This window comes from Burkholderiales bacterium (assembly GCA_015075645.1).
Taxonomy (GTDB): Bacteria; Pseudomonadota; Gammaproteobacteria; order Burkholderiales; family Casimicrobiaceae; genus VBCG01.
Genome location: JABTUF010000005.1, coordinates 128,347 through 143,171, shown reverse-complemented (window position 1 = coordinate 143,171; position 14,825 = coordinate 128,347). Strand labels below are relative to the sequence as shown.

At 70.8% G+C, this 14,825-nt stretch carries 13 protein-coding genes; 3 read left to right on the top strand and 10 right to left on the bottom strand.

Features of this window, described 5'->3' with window-relative positions:
- Window positions 1-2 precede the first annotated feature (2 nt).
- The 7 genes from HS109_13895 to HS109_13865 form a co-directional block, all read right to left on the bottom strand.
- The gene (locus tag HS109_13895; protein MBE7523461.1) at window positions 3-743 is read right to left on the bottom strand and encodes an amino acid ABC transporter permease; all 741 of its coding nucleotides are present in this window, start codon (window positions 741-743) and stop codon (window positions 3-5) included.
- Between the two features lie 123 nt (window positions 744-866).
- Complete coding sequence (locus tag HS109_13890; GenBank protein MBE7523460.1) at window positions 867-1,538, bottom strand: RraA family protein; 672 nt, start codon at window positions 1,536-1,538, stop codon at window positions 867-869.
- 66 nt (window positions 1,539-1,604) lie between these two features.
- Entirely contained in the window at window positions 1,605-2,810 is a 1,206-nt protein-coding gene (locus tag HS109_13885) for a pyridoxal phosphate-dependent aminotransferase (GenBank protein ID MBE7523459.1), read from the bottom strand.
- 97 nt (window positions 2,811-2,907) lie between these two features.
- The gene (locus HS109_13880; GenBank protein MBE7523458.1) at window positions 2,908-3,867 is read right to left on the bottom strand and encodes a transporter substrate-binding domain-containing protein; all 960 of its coding nucleotides are present in this window, start codon (window positions 3,865-3,867) and stop codon (window positions 2,908-2,910) included.
- Window positions 3,868-3,871: 4 nt separating this feature from the next.
- Window positions 3,872-4,411, bottom strand: a complete 540-nt coding sequence (locus HS109_13875; GenBank protein ID MBE7523457.1) for an alpha-IPM isomerase — start codon at window positions 4,409-4,411, stop codon at window positions 3,872-3,874.
- The gene (locus tag HS109_13870) at window positions 4,408-5,694 is read right to left on the bottom strand and encodes a 3-isopropylmalate dehydratase large subunit (GenBank protein ID MBE7523456.1); all 1,287 of its coding nucleotides are present in this window, start codon (window positions 5,692-5,694) and stop codon (window positions 4,408-4,410) included. The genes HS109_13875 and HS109_13870 overlap by 4 nt, the downstream gene beginning before the upstream one ends.
- Window positions 5,695-5,765: 71 nt before the next feature.
- Window positions 5,766-6,701: a LysR family transcriptional regulator gene (locus HS109_13865; protein ID MBE7523455.1), complete on the bottom strand. Its 936-nt coding sequence runs from the start codon at window positions 6,699-6,701 to the stop codon at window positions 5,766-5,768.
- Between the two features lie 80 nt (window positions 6,702-6,781).
- Between HS109_13865 and HS109_13860 the strand changes: the two genes are divergently transcribed.
- Window positions 6,782-9,388 carry a DNA internalization-related competence protein ComEC/Rec2 gene (locus HS109_13860; GenBank protein MBE7523454.1) on the top strand — a complete coding sequence of 869 codons (2,607 nt, stop codon included), beginning with the start codon at window positions 6,782-6,784 and terminating at the stop codon, window positions 9,386-9,388.
- Here the strand turns inward: HS109_13860 and HS109_13855 are convergent.
- Entirely contained in the window at window positions 9,292-10,488 is a 1,197-nt protein-coding gene (locus tag HS109_13855; protein MBE7523453.1) for an adenylyltransferase/cytidyltransferase family protein, read from the bottom strand. The genes HS109_13860 and HS109_13855 overlap by 97 nt on opposite strands.
- A gap of 125 nt (window positions 10,489-10,613) precedes the next feature.
- Here HS109_13855 and dctP point away from each other — a divergent pair, with 125 nt between their 5' ends.
- Window positions 10,614-11,648: a TRAP transporter substrate-binding protein DctP gene (dctP, locus tag HS109_13850; protein MBE7523452.1), complete on the top strand. Its 1,035-nt coding sequence runs from the start codon at window positions 10,614-10,616 to the stop codon at window positions 11,646-11,648.
- Window positions 11,645-12,457, top strand: a complete 813-nt coding sequence (locus tag HS109_13845) for a hypothetical protein (protein ID MBE7523451.1) — start codon at window positions 11,645-11,647, stop codon at window positions 12,455-12,457. Before dctP ends, HS109_13845 begins: the two co-directional genes overlap by 4 nt.
- 53 nt (window positions 12,458-12,510) lie before the next feature.
- Here the strand turns inward: HS109_13845 and HS109_13840 are convergent, their stop codons facing one another.
- Window positions 12,511-13,500, bottom strand: a complete 990-nt coding sequence (locus HS109_13840; protein MBE7523450.1) for a succinylglutamate desuccinylase/aspartoacylase family protein — start codon at window positions 13,498-13,500, stop codon at window positions 12,511-12,513.
- Window positions 13,497-14,726, bottom strand: a complete 1,230-nt coding sequence (gene argE, locus HS109_13835; protein ID MBE7523449.1) for an acetylornithine deacetylase — start codon at window positions 14,724-14,726, stop codon at window positions 13,497-13,499. Before argE ends, HS109_13840 begins: the two co-directional genes overlap by 4 nt.
- Window positions 14,727-14,825 lie beyond the last annotated feature (99 nt).

Here is a 14,825-nt window from a genome sequence, read left to right as displayed (position 1 = left end):
GATCACCGCTCTCGCGTGCCCAGCAGGCCGGGAATGCGGCTCCTCCTCTCGACCCAGCGCATCGTGGCGAGCGCTCCCATGTTGACGGCGAGATAGAGGAGCGTCACCGCGAGGAACGATTCGTAGGGCTGCGACGTGTAGTCGACGAGCTGCCGGCCCTGGGCCGCGAGTTCCAGCAACCCGATCATCGACGCGACGGCGGAGTTCTTGAAGATGGTCATGAACTCGGAGGTCAGCGGAGGCAGGATGATGCGCAACGCAACAGGCAGGATCACGAACCGGTAGGTCTGGACCCGAGTGAGGCCGAGCGCGAGACCGGCGAGGGCCTGTCCCCCGGACACGGACTCGATGCCCGCGCGCACCTGCTCGCAGATCCGCGCCGCCGTGAACATGCCCAGGCACAGGATGGCCGCGAGGAGCTGCTGCATCAGCGGATTCAGCGCCTTGACGCGTTGTCCGAGATCGCCAGGCAGGAACTCGGGAGCGACGAAATACCACATGAACAGCTGCACCAGCAGCGGAACATTGCGGAACAACTCGACGTACGCGACGGCGAGACCCGATGCCAGGCGGCCGGGGAGCGTGCGCAGCACGCCGAGGAATGTTCCCAGCACGAGGGCGATCAGCCAGCCTCCGAGGCCGATCGTCAACGTCAACTCCAGTCCCGACAGCAGCCAGTCGAGGTAGGTGGTCCCGGGCATCGGTTCCTGGAGGAAGACCGACCAATGCCAGTGATAGTTCATGCGGCTCGAGGGGGCGTGGGATCAGCGGGCGGCAAACGCCCCGGTGGCTCGGCGCTGCGCCCTGATGGAGCCCCGGCACGAGGCACGCCGAGGTGGGCGCCGCGCTCCCATCCGGCGTTGCTGCTACCTGCCCAGGCCGCGCGCTTCGAGCGCGGCATCGACCCAGGAACGGTCGACGGTTCCGGCGAGGATGTCGCGCATCACGCGATCTTCGCGCTCCCGGTGCTTCGCCGCCAGCGCGAGGACCTGCTCGGCCTGCGCGAGCGGGACCGCCACCACACCGTCCTCGTCCCCGACGATCACGTCTCCCGGCGAGACGACCATGCCTCCGATGGCGACCGGCGCGTTGATCTCGCCCGGACCGTCCTTGTACGGACCTCGATGGGTGACCCCGAGCGCATACACCGGGAACGAGTCGCTCCGGATCGTCGCGCTGTCGCGTACGGCCCCGTGGATGACGAACCCGGCCACCAGGCGCTTCTGCGCGTGACGCATCATCAGTTCGCCGACGATCGCCTGGGTCAGGTCGCCGCCCGCATCGACGACGATCACGTCGCGTGGTCGGGCAATGTCGATGGCCTTGTGCACCATCAGGTTGTCGCCCGGGCGCACCCGCACCGTGAGCGCACTTCCGACGAGCTTCCCGCCGCCGTGCATCGGCCGCAGCGCGGCGCCTCCGGCGAACATCCGGTGCATGCAGTCGCTGGCGTGCGCCGTGGGAACTTCGGCGAACCGGTCCAGGAGCCCGTCGTCGGCGCGCGCCGCGGCGACCGCGATTCGAAATCCTATCGTCATGTTCTTACTCCGACATCTGGCAGGCGTTGATGGGCACGCGTCGCGCCGGGCTTCCGCGACCGAAGGTCAGCGCCGCAGGCGTTCGCAGGCGCGCGCAAGGCGATCGCATCCGGTGTCCAACTTCTCCATCGACGTGGCGAACGACAACCTGAAGTGGGACGGGACGCCGTATGCCGAACCCTGCAACACGGCCAGCCCTTCCGCGTCGAGCAGATACGACGCGAACGCGTCGCCGTCGGCGACCTCCCGCCCGTCGGAGGTGCGCGTCCCGAGCAGGTGCTCGCAGGAAGCGAAGGCGTAGAAGGCGCCCTCGGGCACGTGGCAGCGAATCCCCGGGATCGCGTTCAGACGGGCGACGAGCCTGTCCCTGCGGGCCTGGAAGGCCGCGGTGCGCTCCTCGATGAAGGACTGCGGTCCGGTCAACGCCTCCACTGCCGCCGCCTGCGCGATCGAGCAGGGATTCGACGTACTCTGCGACTGCAGCTTCGTCATCGGTTCGATCAACTCGGCCGGTCCGCCGCCGTAGCCGATTCTCCATCCGGTCATCGCGTAGGCCTTGGAGACGCCGTTGATCGTCAGCGTGCGGTCCCTCAGGTCGGGCGCGACCTGTGCCATGGTCACGAACTCGCGTCGATCGTAGACGATGTGCTCGTAGACGTCGTCGGTCATCACCCAGACCTGGGGATGGCGCAGCAGGACGTCCGCCAGCGCCCTCAGTTCGGCCCGGCTGTACAGGGCTCCGCTCGGATTGTTCGGCGCATTGAGCACGAGCCAGCGGGTCCTCGGCGTCAGCGCACGTTCGAGATCGTCCGGGCGCAGCTTGAATCCGCCCGCCGCGTCGCAGGCGACGAACACCGGCGTTCCTCCCGCGAGCCGCACGATATCCGGATACGACACCCAGTAGGGCGCAGGAACGACGACCTCGTCGCCGGCCTCGATCGTGCACATCAAGGCGTTGAAGATGACCTGCTTGCCGCCCGCGCCCACGATGATCTCGCGGCGATCGAACGCCAGTCCGTTCTCACGGCGGAACTTCTCGGTGACCGCGTGCTTGAGCTCCGGCGAGCCTCCGACATCCGTGTACTTCGTCTGGCCCCTGGACAGTGCGCGGCTCGCGGCTTCCTTGATGTGCTCCGGCGTGTCGAAGTCGGGTTCGCCCGAGGTCAGCCCGATGATGTCGCGGCCGGCCGCGCGCAGTTCCCGCGCGCGTTGTCCAGCCATCGAACTGGGCGACGGCTTGATGCGATGGAGCCTGTCGGCGATGCGCAGCATGTCGTGTCTCGTCGGAAGCGGGTCGGGTCGATGTCCCGGGACGGTCGTCGGCACGCGCCGGGTGCGCGGCGCGCGAGGCGTCCGGCCCCGGAGCGGGCTACTTCGGGGCGTCGTCGTAGGATTCGTCGTTGGGCTTCGCGAAGAGCGCCTTCATCTCCGGACTCAGCGGTGTGTTCAGCACGACGCCGTCGGGCGGGATCGGCTGCTGGAACCACCGGTGGTAGAGCTTCTCGGCCGCGCCGGAGGTCTCGAACGCGGCGATCTCCCGGTCGACGAACGCCTTGAACTGCGGATCGTCCTTCCGGAACATGCACGCCAGCGCTTCCTTGGTTTGCGGTCTTCCGGTGACCACGTAGTCGGCGGAATCCCTGGCCTTCGCCAGGAGGGCGCCGAGGACGTCGCGATCCATGAAGAACGCGGCGACGCGGCCGGATTGCAGCATCACGAACGATTGCGAATGGTCCCGGGCGCTGACGATGGTCACGTTCATCTTGTGGTCCTGGACGAAGCGACGAAGATAGCGCTCGGACGTGCTCCCGGCGGTGACGACCACCGATTTCCCTTCGAGATCCTCGATCTCGCGCACGCCTGAATCCTTTCTCGTCAGCAGTTGCGTCTGGGTCAGCGCGATGGTGTAGGAGAACGCGACCTGCTTGCGCCGCTCGGCGGTATTGGTGGTCGCGTTGCATTCGAGGTCGATGGTCCCGTTCTGCATCAGCGGGATCCGGTTCTGCGCGGTGATGGGAATCTTGCGCACCTGCAGGTCGGGGAGCTTGAGCTCCCGCTTGATCGCGTCGACCAGCCGCAGCGCGACCTCGTAGGAGTAGCCGACCACCTCCTGGTTCGCGCCGATGTACGACCAGGGAACCGACGACTCCCGGTAGCCAATCACGATCAGGTTGTTGTCCTTGATCTTCTTCAAGGTGCCGGTCGTCTCCCCTCCTTGCGCGAATGCGGCCGGCGTCGACAGGATGCCGAGGCCCAGCAGGATCGCGATCGCACGACGTACGGTTCTGGTCGATTTCAAGACAGGCCTCCTTGGGTTCGGTTGTTGCATCGGATTACGCGAGGGGTGGCGGCGGAGCGCCCGGAGCGGCGAATCGGCCGTGTTGTCGCAGGTACGGGACGAGTCCGCCGACTTCGAGCATCGTCCACATCCAGCCCGGAAGCGGCTCGCAGCGGATCGGCCCGGACGCGCCGATTCGCAGCTCCGGGGTGCCCGCTGGATTGATCGACAGGTGCAGCGGGTCTCCCTCCCGGATGTCCGAGGTGTCGGCGGTCAGCGGAAGGAGACCGTTGTTGATCGCGTTGCGCAGGTAGGTCCGGGAGAAGCTTCCCGCGATGACGGCCGCGAACCCGGCGGCCTTGACCACGGTCGCCGCGACCTCCATGGCGGATCCGCAGCCGAAGTTCCGACCGGCGACGAGAATGTCGCCGTGCCGCACGGTCGATGCGAAGTTCGCGTCGATTCCTTCGAGGAGGAAGCGTCGCAGTTGGTCCGGGTCGATGCTGTCCTTCTTTCGCCGGGAGGAAACGATGGCGTCGGTGTCGACGTCGTCGCCGAGCACGCGCGCGCGTCCCGAAAGCGGCAACAGGGTCACCGGCCCTCCGGAGGCCGGGGAGGCCCGGTGCGGTCCGACCCGACGAAACCCGAGGCCGCCGCGCGGCCGCACAGGCGCGGAGAGGCGAGGAAGATCGACGCCTTGCCGTTTCCCATGCGGCCACGGAAGTTGCGGTTGGCGGTCGACAGCACGTTGTCGCCGTCGCCAGGCACCACGCCGGCGGTGCCGCAGCAGGAGCCGCAGCCGGGAGGCTGGACGATGGCGCCCATACGCTCGAACTCGGCCAGGAGTCCCGAAGCGCGCATCTTCGCCTCGACCTCCGCCGATGCCGGCGTCACCACCAGCTTCACGTGCGGCGCCACGCCGCCGGCCACCCGCAACTCCTCCAGGGCGTCCGCGTAGTCTTTGAAGCGCCCGCCGGTGCACGTGCCGAGATAGACCAGATCGATCTTCGTGCGCGGCAACGCGCTGTCGGCGACGACGCGGTCGACCCGATGGGGCAGAGCGACCTGTGAGGTAATCGAGCGCAGGTCGACGTCGATGGAATCCGCGTAACCGGCGCCCGGATCGGCCGCGATGCCGCCCGGTGACACGACGCCCCGCTTCGCGAGCCAGGACGTCGTGACGCCATCGCATGGAAAGATGCCCGCCATGGCGCCCGCTTCCACGGACATGTTGGCGAGAACCATGCGGTCGTCCATGTCCAGCGAAGCCACGCCGGGACCGCAGAACTCGAGTGCGCGATCGTTCGCGCCCCCTGCGCCGAACGCGCGAACGAGGTGGAGGGCGACGTCCTTCGCACCGGCTGGCCTCGCGAGCGCACCTCGGAGCTCGACCCGCACCGACTCGGGCACCCGGAGCCACAGTTGTCCGCACAACATCACGCCGGCGAGGTCGGAAGATCCGACGCCGGTTGCGAGCGCGTTGACCGCACCGTAGGTGACCGTGTGGGAGTCCGCGCCGACGATCAACGCTCCCGGGCGGGCGAGGCCCCGCTCCAGCAGGACCTGGTGGCCGATGCCCTCACCGACCTCGACCAGCTGGATCGCGTGTCGATGGGCGAATTCGCGGACCCGGGACTGCAGTGCCTGCGCCTTCGACCCCGACGTCGGGCCGTAGTGGTCGAGGGCGAACAGGAAGCGCGAGGCAGGGCTGAGGCCGGCCGGCTCCCGTTGCATCGCAGCGAGGCCGTCGAGCGCCATGGGTACCGAACCGTCGGTGCCCATGGCGAGGTCCGGCGAGCAGACGACGAAGTCGCCGGCGCGCGCCGGACGCCCCGACGTGCGCGACAGGATCTTCTCGGCGATGGTTCGCGGCGTCATGACGCCGAAGTATCGCGAGAGTGAGGCAGGAAAAAAAGAGAGTTAATTTCCCCTCAATTGTTTCCTGCAAGTCATCTATTCCGGGCGCGACGCCCGTCGTCCGAGGCGTCCAGGCGGGGACGGGAGAAATCGCAATGGTCGACGCACAGCCGGGCCACCTTGGCATTGAACGACGATGCTCCCCCCTCGTTGCGGTAGACCGCGTAGTAGCGGATCGGCGGCAGCGCCGCCTCGGTCTCGAACGTCTGGAGAATGCCCCGCTCGACGTGGTCGTGGAAATAGAGCGCCGGAAGAAAGCTCACCCCGAAACCGGATGCGGTGAGCGCACCCAGCGCGACGAGGCTGTTGCCGGCATACAGGCGCCGGATGCTCAGTCCCTGGTGCCGCAACCATCGATCGACGACGACGTCCACGCCGGAACCTCCGATCTGCATCAGGATGGGGTGCCGGGCCACCTCGGCCAGCGGCACCCGGCGGCACCTGCGAACGAGCCCGGGCCGGCACATCCACGAGAGCTTCATCTCCTGCAGCGGAGCCGAAATGCTTCCGTCCCGCTGGAACACCGGTGGCACGATCACCAGATCGAGTTGGCCGAGTTCCAGCTTCTGGCACAACTGCGTGCTGAGGTCGATCTCCGGTTCGAGGAGCACATCGGGGTATTGCGTGCGCAGGGTCTGCACCAGTCGGGGAAGCCAGGTCAGCGCCACGAGTTCGGTGACGCCGATCCGGAAACGCCTGACGACCGCGGATTCGCGGCCCATCTGCTCGAGCAGGCGGTCACGCGCTCCGAGGGCATCCGCGGCGAGTTCGAGGAGCTTGCGTCCTTCCGCAGTGGGCCTCGCGGTGCGCCTGCTGCGATCGAACAGTTCGACGCCGAAGAAGCGCTCGAGCTCCGCGATGCGCTTGGAGATCGCGGACTCGGTCGTGTTGAGCTTGGTCGCGGCGGAGCCGAACGTCCCCAGTCGACAGACCCAGTGCAGCGCCTCGAGTTGCTTGAACGTCACCATCATGACCCCGGAGAAGTTCGAGAAGCGCGTCGTCCGTTCGGACGATCGCGACTGGATCCCCGTCGCGCGAGCATCGCGCCATGCGCATATCGCAGATCGGCGCGCCCGCGTCAATGGTTCCAGCCGTACCGACCGCATTCGCAGGCGGCGTCGGCGTCCTGCAGACCTGCGCGGATCTCCCGACAGCGCCGTGGCTGTGGCTCGCGGCGGGCGTCGGCGTCGCCATCGCCACGATCCTGGCCGCGAGAGCGCTCGAACGAAGCGAGTCCGGCCGCGGGTTGCGCGTCGTCGCCGTCTGTCTCGCCACGGGCCTCGCGGGGTTCGGCTACGCGGCGTGGCGTGCGGAAACGCGCCTCGCCGACGCGTTGGCGCCCGAGTGGGAGGGCCGCGACGTCGCGATCGTCGGTGTCGTCGACGACCTGCCGGACGTCTCGCCGCGCGGCGTGCGCTTCGCCTTCGCGGTGGAGCGGGTCGAAACGCCCGACGCGATCGTGCCGTCGCGCGTCTCGCTGTCGTGGATGGCCGCGGGCGAAGTCGAGGCGAGGGCTCGGGCTCTCCGGGGCGAGATGCGCGAAGGCGCGGCCCGCGCACACCCGACGGCGACCGGACCGGACATCGAGGGGCGCAACGACGCGCCGGAGGTCGCGCCGGGCGAACGCTGGCGACTGGTCGTGCGGCTCAAGCGCCCGCACGGCTACGCGAACCCCGGCGGCTTCGATCTGGAGGCATGGCTCCTCGAGCGCAACCTGCGCGCGACCGGCTACGTCCGGACGAGCGGCGGGAACGAGCGGCTCGACCGCTTCGCCGCACGCGCGCGCGACTTCGTGCAGCGCGCGCGCGAACGCGTGCGCACGCGCATCGCCGCCGCGCTCGAAGGGGACCCGCACGCAGGCGTGGTCACGGCGCTCGCGATCGGCGACCAGCGGGCGATCACCGACGCGCAGTGGACGGTGTTCAACCGCACCGGCGTCGGACACCTCGTGAGCGTGTCCGGCCTGCACGTGACCGCGCTCGCCGCGCTGGCGGCCTTCGCGGTCGCCCGCATCGCGCGATGGTCGGTGCGGTTGACCGATCTGCTGCCCGCCCGCAGCGTCGGGGCGATCGCCGGTGTCGTCGCGGCGGGGGTCTACACGTTGCTCGCCGGTGCGGAGGTGCCGGCGCTGCGCACCTTCGCAATGTCGGCGACCGGGGCCTGCGCGCTCCTGTTGCTGCAACAGGGAAGCTTCGCCGTGGCCTGGGCGTGGGCGCTCGCGGCCGTGCTGTTGTTCGATCCCTGGGCGGTGCTCGCGCCGGGATTCTGGCTCTCCTACGGCGCGGTCGCGGTGCTGATCTACGCCGGCGCCGGCCGCGTGACACCCGACCGGCCCGCGTCGTGGCGCGCTCGTGCGGCCATGACCTTGCGCGAAGGGGCGCGCACGCAATGGGCGGTGACGGTGGGCCTCGTGCCGTTCGCGCTCGCGCTGTTCGGGCAGGTGTCGGTCGTCTCGCCGGTCGCGAACGCCGTCGCGATCCCGGTCGTGACCTTCGCGGTGGTGCCGTTCGCGGTCGCGGGCATCTTCCTGCCTTTCGACGCGTGCTTCCACGCGGCGCACGTCTTCCTCGTGCCGTTGATGGCGTTCCTCTCCGCGCTCGCCGCCATGCCCGGCGCCGCGTGGGTGCAGCACGCTCCCGCGGGCTGGACGCTCGCCGCCGCAGCCGTCGGCGTCCTCTGGCTCCTCGCGCCGCGCGGCGTGCCGGGGCGTGCGCTGGGCGCATTGTGGCTGGCGCCGCTCGCGCTCGTGACGCCCGAGCCGCCGCCGGCGGGCGTGGCGCGCATCACCGTGCTCGACGTGGGTCAGGGGCTGTCGGTCGTCGTGCGGACGCGCTCGCGCACGCTGGTCTACGACACCGGGCCGGGCTGGACCGAGATCGCCGACGCGGGCTCGCGCATCGTCGCGCCGTTCCTCCGGCGCGAGGGTGTCGCGCGGGTCGATGCGCTCGTCGTGAGCCACGGCGACGCCGACCACGCGGGCGGCGCAGCTTCGTTGCTCGCGATGGTCCCGGTGTCCCGGATGCTCTCGTCGCTCGCCGCCGATCATCCGTTGTGGTCGTCCCCGCTTCCCGACGACTTTCGTGGCGAACGTTGCGTCGCCGGGATGCACTGGTCGTGGGACGGCGTGGACTTCGACCTGCTGCATCCGCCGCCCGCCCGCTACGACGATCCGCGCGTCAAGGCCAACGACCTGTCCTGCGTGCTCCGCGTGCGCACCGCCGGAGCGCGTGTGCTCCTCGCGGGCGACGTCGAGGCGCGGAGCGAGGCGTGGCTCCTCGCCACCGACCGCGATGCGCTGCGCGCCGACGCGATCGTCGTGCCGCATCACGGCAGCCGGACCTCGTCGACGCGCGCGTTCGTCGCGGCGGTCGATCCCGTGCTCGCGGTCATCGCCTCGGGCTACCGCAACCGCTTCGGGCATCCGCGCTCCGAGGTGGTGGCGCGCTACGTCGGGAGGGGGGCCGCGATCGCGCGCACGGACCGCGACGGCGCAGTCGCGTTCGATGCGGGAGCGGACGGCCTGTCCGCGGTCGCGCGCACGCGCGCGGCCGACGCCCGCTACTGGCGTGAACGGTCGCCGTTCCCGGAAGGGTCCCGAGGGGCGGCCGCGAGCACGCGCGCGCGCAGCTCTCGCGTCGAGATTCCTGAGGTGTAGGGCACGAGTTCGAGCCCGTGAGACGCGAGGATCTCGCCGTACATGCGATCGCGCGCCGCCGCGTCGATCTCGTCGGCGTGGCACACGACATCGACGCCGAGCGCGTCCAGGTAGCGCGGCGACACCTCGAGAGGGACGCCGGGCACCACCTGGTCGACGTGGCGGCAGGCGGCAACAGCCGCCACGCGCTCTTCGAGCGTCTGCACCGGCGCACCCTTGTAGCCCGCGATCGTCGCGTCGTCGTGGATGCCGACGACGAGCCAGTCGCCGAGCGCGCGCGCTTGTCGGAGAAAGTTGACATGGCCCGCGTGGAACAGATCGGCGCACATGTCGGTGTAGACGACGCGACCGCGCCTGGCACGCCTCGGCCGCCACGATGGCAGAGCGAGCCGCTGCAACAGCCCCGATGCGAACAGGCGCCCGCAGAGCGCTGCGATCGGTGCGCCGGGCATCGGCGTGGTGGCCATGGGCGGGTTCGCCGCAGGGTTCCAGCGGACGAGCTGCCGCTTCTCGCGCGGACGGTCGTGGCGGTGATCCCATCCGCCCGAATCGAACTCGATGCGCCAGTTCGAGAACATCGCGTCGAGCACCCGGTCCGCTCGCGCGGGGCACGCGACCATCACGCCTTCGAAGGTCGCGTCACGCAGCGGCAGGACATCGCTCCGTTCGACCGCGAGCGTCGCCCTGCCGCTCGCGTAGAACCGGACCTTCGCGCCCTCGACAGCGAAAGGAAAGAGGTCTACCGCCGGCCAGTGCGCTCCAGCGCCCGCGGCACCGGCCCCGGAGCGCCGGACCTGGGCGAAGGTGCCGTAGCGGGCGTTGGCGACGACCTGCACCGACAGGCCAGGTTCCCCGCCAATCGCCCGGACGCAGGGCTCGAACATCTCGCGGTCGACCGCGAGGTCGAGATCGTCGTCCCAGGGGATGACCGCCTCCCGATGTCTCACGTGCCCGAGGAGCGTGCCGCCTTCGAGCATCGGTGCGGCCCCGCCGGCACGCGCGGCACGGACGGTCGCGTCGAGCAGCGTTCTCGCCGCGGCGAGCGACTCGGGCGTCCAGCGGCCGGCGAACGCGGGGAGCGGCAGGTCGGGGGGCAGCATGGCGGCGCGATACGATCGATCGCGCGGACAGTCTAATTCAGGGAGAACGCGGGCGCTCGACTGCTAGACTGCCGCGGATGCGGATGGGAGCACGGAAACGATGGAATCGATGCCCGACCCGGGCGATGGCGGTTATCGTGCTGATGCTCGCGACCTCGTCCTGCCAGTCGCAGGCGGTCGACCCGTCCCTGCCCGAACTCAAGTTGTCGGTTGCGGTTGCGCCGGCGTTTCCGCTCGGTGCCGCAGCCAAGGCGTGGGTGGAGGCGATGGCGGCTGCGTCCGCTGGCCGCATCGTCGCGAAGGCGCATCCCGGCGCCTCGCTCGCGCAGCGCGACCCCGCGCGCGAGTTCTTCGCGCTGCGCGACGGCGGCGCCGACCTCGCGGTGGGCTCCGCGCTCGCGTGGTCGGCGCAGTTTCCGGCGGGAGGCGTCTACGCTCTGCCCTGGATCGCCCCGGAACCGGAGGACCTCGCCGCGCTCGTCGCCGAGCCGGAGGTCGCCGCGATCGTCATGAAGCGCGCGGTGGATGCCGGAGTGGTCATTGTGGCGATGGCGCCGCTCGGACACCGCGCGCTGGCCACCGTCGATCGCGCCGTGCGCGCGCCTGCCGACCTCGCGGGACTGCGCCTGCGCGTGACCGGCGGCGCACCGGTGATCGAGACGCTGGCCGCGCTCGGCGCGCGTCCGGAGGCGATGAGTTTCCTGCAGGCCCAGGAAGCGCTCGCCGCGGGGAAGCTCGACGGCCAGGACGGCATGGCGACCGGCTTCGTCGCGGCGCGCTTTCCCGCGACCGGCTACCGCCAGCTCGCGCACCTCGGCGCGTTCGGCGACGCGATGCTGTTCGCGGTGCGCCGGCCGGTGTGGGACGGATGGACCGACGCGCAGCGCGCGAGCGCGCTCGCGACTGCACGGGCGGTGGCGCGCGAGAGCGGCGCGCAGGCGCGCGAGGCGGCCGCGGAGCGCGAACTCGTGGCCGCCGGCATGGGCGAGACGCGGTTGACGCGCGCCGGGTTCGACGCGTTCGCCGCTGCCGCCGCGCGAGCGCGAGCGATGCGCGAGCAGGTGATCGGCGCCGATCTCGTCGCCGCGGCGAAGCGGGCGGTCGCGCTGTCGCGCGAGACGCGGGAGGCTGCGATCCCGGTGCCGGCCGCGGCGAAATGACCGCGGATCTCGTCGTCGCGGACAGCGTCACCGCGCTGCCCTCGCGTGCACCGGGCGCGGTGCTGGTCACCGGGTCGCACGGGGGCCTGATCGCGGCGCACTACGCGTTCGCGGCCGGCGTGCGCGCGGCGATCTTCAACGACGCGGGATGCGGCCTCGATGACGCCGGCATCGCCGGCATCGAGGCGCTCGAGGACGCCGGCATGGCCGCTGCCGCCGTCGCGCACACGTCGGCGCGCATCGCCGTCGCCGCGGACACGCTCGAACGCGGGGTGATCTCGTACGCGAATGCACCTGCGCGCGCTCTCGGGGTCGGCGCCGGCATGTCCTGTCGCGATGCCATCGCGCACCTGCACGCGGCGGCGATGCCGAGCGGCTCGCTCCCCGCGCAACGCGAAGCGCGCGTCGTGCTCGCCGAGGGCCGTCCCGATCGGCGCGCCATCGTCGGCCTGGATTCCATCGGCGGTGTCGTCGCTGCCGACGCCGGCTGCGTGCTCGTCATCGGCTCGCACGGCGGCCTGCACGGCGGCGATCCGGCCAGTGCGCTTCCTGTCGACGCGTCAGCGGCGTTCTTCCACGACGCGGGCATCGGCCGCGACGACGCCGGATGCTCGCGGCTGCCGGTGCTCGATGCACGGGGCATCCCCGCAGCTTGCGTCGATCATCGCAGCGCGCGGATCGGCGACGCGCGCTCGATGTGGGGGAGCGGCGTGCTGTCGCGCGTCAACGCCGCGGCGCTCGCGCGCGGTGTCGAGGCGGGGATGCGCGTGGACGCGGCGGCGACGCGGCTCGCGGACGTGATCCGCTGAGTCCGACGAGCAGCGCCGCGGATCGACTGGCGACCGTCGGCCGGAACCCCCGATCAGACGAACCGGCCGAGTCGTACCGCCGTTTCGCCGATCTTCGGCCGGCGCGTCGGCATGATCAGGACGCAGTCGTCGTGCGACGTGGCGATCTCCTCCGCGCCGTCGTGCGCGATCACCGTCCCGGCTGTCGGCACGACCATCAGCCCGTGGACCGGCAGCGTGAACGCGAAGGCTTCGGTCGCGATCGTGACGACGCGGGTGATCGCGATCGCGCGCTGCGGCGGGGGCGTGGCTGTGCCGACGCGCGCATCGAGTGCGGACCGCGGGATCGTGCCGAAGTGGGCGAGGAAACGCAGCGTCGATTCGAGCGCGACCTCGGGAGCGGCGCGCTCCCAATGCTGGCCGCATTCGACCAGGAGCGCCGCGCGCGGGTCGGCGGGGTCGTCGAAGAATGCGTAGTCGCGCAGGCGTTTCCCGGCGGCATGGCCGGCGTCGATGATGATCCACGGCGGCACGCCGACCGCGCGCGCGAGCGCGAGGCCCTTGTCGCGCGTGCCGGCGAGCGCGAGCGGAGGGCAGGGGTCGGTCATCGAGTGGAGGTCGAGGAGCGCATCGGCGCGGTCGATGACCGGACGGAGTTCGCGCGCGCGCGCGAGATCGCGCGTCTGGCGCGTGCCGCCGAGCACCTCGGCGGACCAGACGCGGTTGAAGTCCTCGTCGAGGCAGCGTGACGCGAACGGGTCGGCGCGGTCGAACGAACGGTACGCTCCGACGTTGGCGAACACGAAGCTCACCGTCCCGCGCGCGGGGCGCAGGCCCTCGTCGAGCAGGCGGTCGACGGCGATCGCGCCGCACACTTCGTTGCCGTGGGTCAACGACTGCACGACGACGTGGGGGCCGGGTTCGCGCGCGGAGAACGTCCACACGAACGGCACGCCGGAGTTGCCGGCAGCCCAGCGCGAGAGGTCGGGAAACGGGATCTCGATCGGCGGCGTGCCCGTGAACGGCGGCGGCGAACCGGCGCCGGAGGCCGGACCCGCCTTCACGCGGCGTGCAGCCGCGCCGCGAGCCGGCGCATGAAGCGTTCGCAGCGCGCGAGTTGCTCGACCGCGCACCACTCGTTCGGCTGGTGGGCCTGCGCGATGTGGCCGGGGCCGCAGATCACGGTCGGGATGGCGGCGGCATGGAACAACGCCGCTTCGGAGCCGAACGAGACCTTGCCGGTCCCCTCGGCGCCGCTGCATGCGTGCGAGAGCGTCGCGACCTCGGTGCCGTCGGCCGTGTCGAAGCCGGGCATCGTGGAGAGCGTCTCGAACGCGATGCCCGTGTCCTGCGCGACCGCGTGCATCTCGGGCAGGAAGGTCTGCGCGTAGTCGCGGATCTCGGCGAAGACCGCGTCGGGGTCGTCGAACGGCAGATGGCGCACCTCGAAGTCGAACGTGCAGTCGCGCGGCACGATGTTGAGCGCGGTGCCGCCGCGGATCGTGCCGACGTGCACGGTGGTCCAGGGGACGTCGTAGCCTTCGTCGCGACCGCCGGACGCGCGGAAGCGTTGCGCGATGTCGGCGAGGCGGGCGACGAGCCTCGCGCCGATCTCGACCGCGTTGACGCCGTGCGGCGTGAGCGAGCTGTGGGCCTCGTGGCCGCGCACCCGGCAGCGCCAGCTCTTCTTGCCCTTGTGCGCGACGACGAGCCGCATGCCGGTCGGCTCGCCGACGATGCAGCCGGCCGGATGCACGCCCTGCGGCGCGAGTTCGGCGATCAGCCGGCGCACGCCGATGCAGCCGACCTCCTCGTCGTAGGAGAGCGCGAAGTGCAGCGGGCGCGCGAGCGGCTTCGACAGGAACAGCGGAACCAGCGCGAGGGCCGTCGCCGAGAAGCTCTTCATGTCGGTGACGCCGCGGCCGTGCACGCGATCGCCGACCGGGGTGGCCGTGAACGGATCGGTGTCCCAGGGCTGCCCGTCCACCGGGACGACGTCGGTGTGCCCGGAGAGCACGATGCCGTTCTCGCGCACGTTGCCGTCGCGCGCGGGCAGCGTCGCGAACAGGTTCGCCTTGCGGCGGGTGTCGTCGTAGGTGAGCGAGGACGCGATGCCGAAGCCCGCGAGGTAGTCCCGCACCCACTCGATCAGCGCGAGGTTCGATTCGCGGCTCGTCGTGTCGAAGGCGACGAGCCGGACGATCATGTCCCACGCCGCGAGGTCGCGGGCGTCGCGCACGGCCATTTCGCCCGCCTCGGGGACGTCGAGCCGGCGGTCGGGAGCGTTCATCGCCTGTGGGGCAGGGCGTTAGCGGGAACGGGCAGCATAGCACCGTTGCCGGCGCCGATGGCGTGCTGCGATGATGGCGGCATCGCGCCTCGAGGAGGG

What these genes read in the sequence shown, in the direction of transcription:
- dctP (MBE7523452.1), top strand. Translation starts at nt 10,614, where the DNA reads ATGGCGGTTATCGTGCTGATGCTCGCGACCTCGTCCTGCCAGTCGCAG.
- HS109_13890 (MBE7523460.1), bottom strand. Translation starts at nt 1,538, where the DNA reads ATGACGATAGGATTTCGAATCGCGGTCGCCGCGGCGCGCGCCGACGAC.
- argE (MBE7523449.1), bottom strand. Translation starts at nt 14,726, where the DNA reads ATGAACGCTCCCGACCGCCGGCTCGACGTCCCCGAGGCGGGCGAAATG.
- HS109_13895 (MBE7523461.1), bottom strand. Translation starts at nt 743, where the DNA reads ATGAACTATCACTGGCATTGGTCGGTCTTCCTCCAGGAACCGATGCCC.
- HS109_13865 (MBE7523455.1), bottom strand. Translation starts at nt 6,701, where the DNA reads ATGGTGACGTTCAAGCAACTCGAGGCGCTGCACTGGGTCTGTCGACTG.
- HS109_13860 (MBE7523454.1), top strand. Translation starts at nt 6,782, where the DNA reads ATGCGCATATCGCAGATCGGCGCGCCCGCGTCAATGGTTCCAGCCGTA.
- HS109_13845 (MBE7523451.1), top strand. Translation starts at nt 11,645, where the DNA reads ATGACCGCGGATCTCGTCGTCGCGGACAGCGTCACCGCGCTGCCCTCG.
- HS109_13870 (MBE7523456.1), bottom strand. Translation starts at nt 5,694, where the DNA reads ATGACGCCGCGAACCATCGCCGAGAAGATCCTGTCGCGCACGTCGGGG.
- HS109_13880 (MBE7523458.1), bottom strand. Translation starts at nt 3,867, where the DNA reads ATGCAACAACCGAACCCAAGGAGGCCTGTCTTGAAATCGACCAGAACC.
- HS109_13885 (MBE7523459.1), bottom strand. Translation starts at nt 2,810, where the DNA reads ATGCTGCGCATCGCCGACAGGCTCCATCGCATCAAGCCGTCGCCCAGT.
- HS109_13855 (MBE7523453.1), bottom strand. Translation starts at nt 10,488, where the DNA reads ATGCTGCCCCCCGACCTGCCGCTCCCCGCGTTCGCCGGCCGCTGGACG.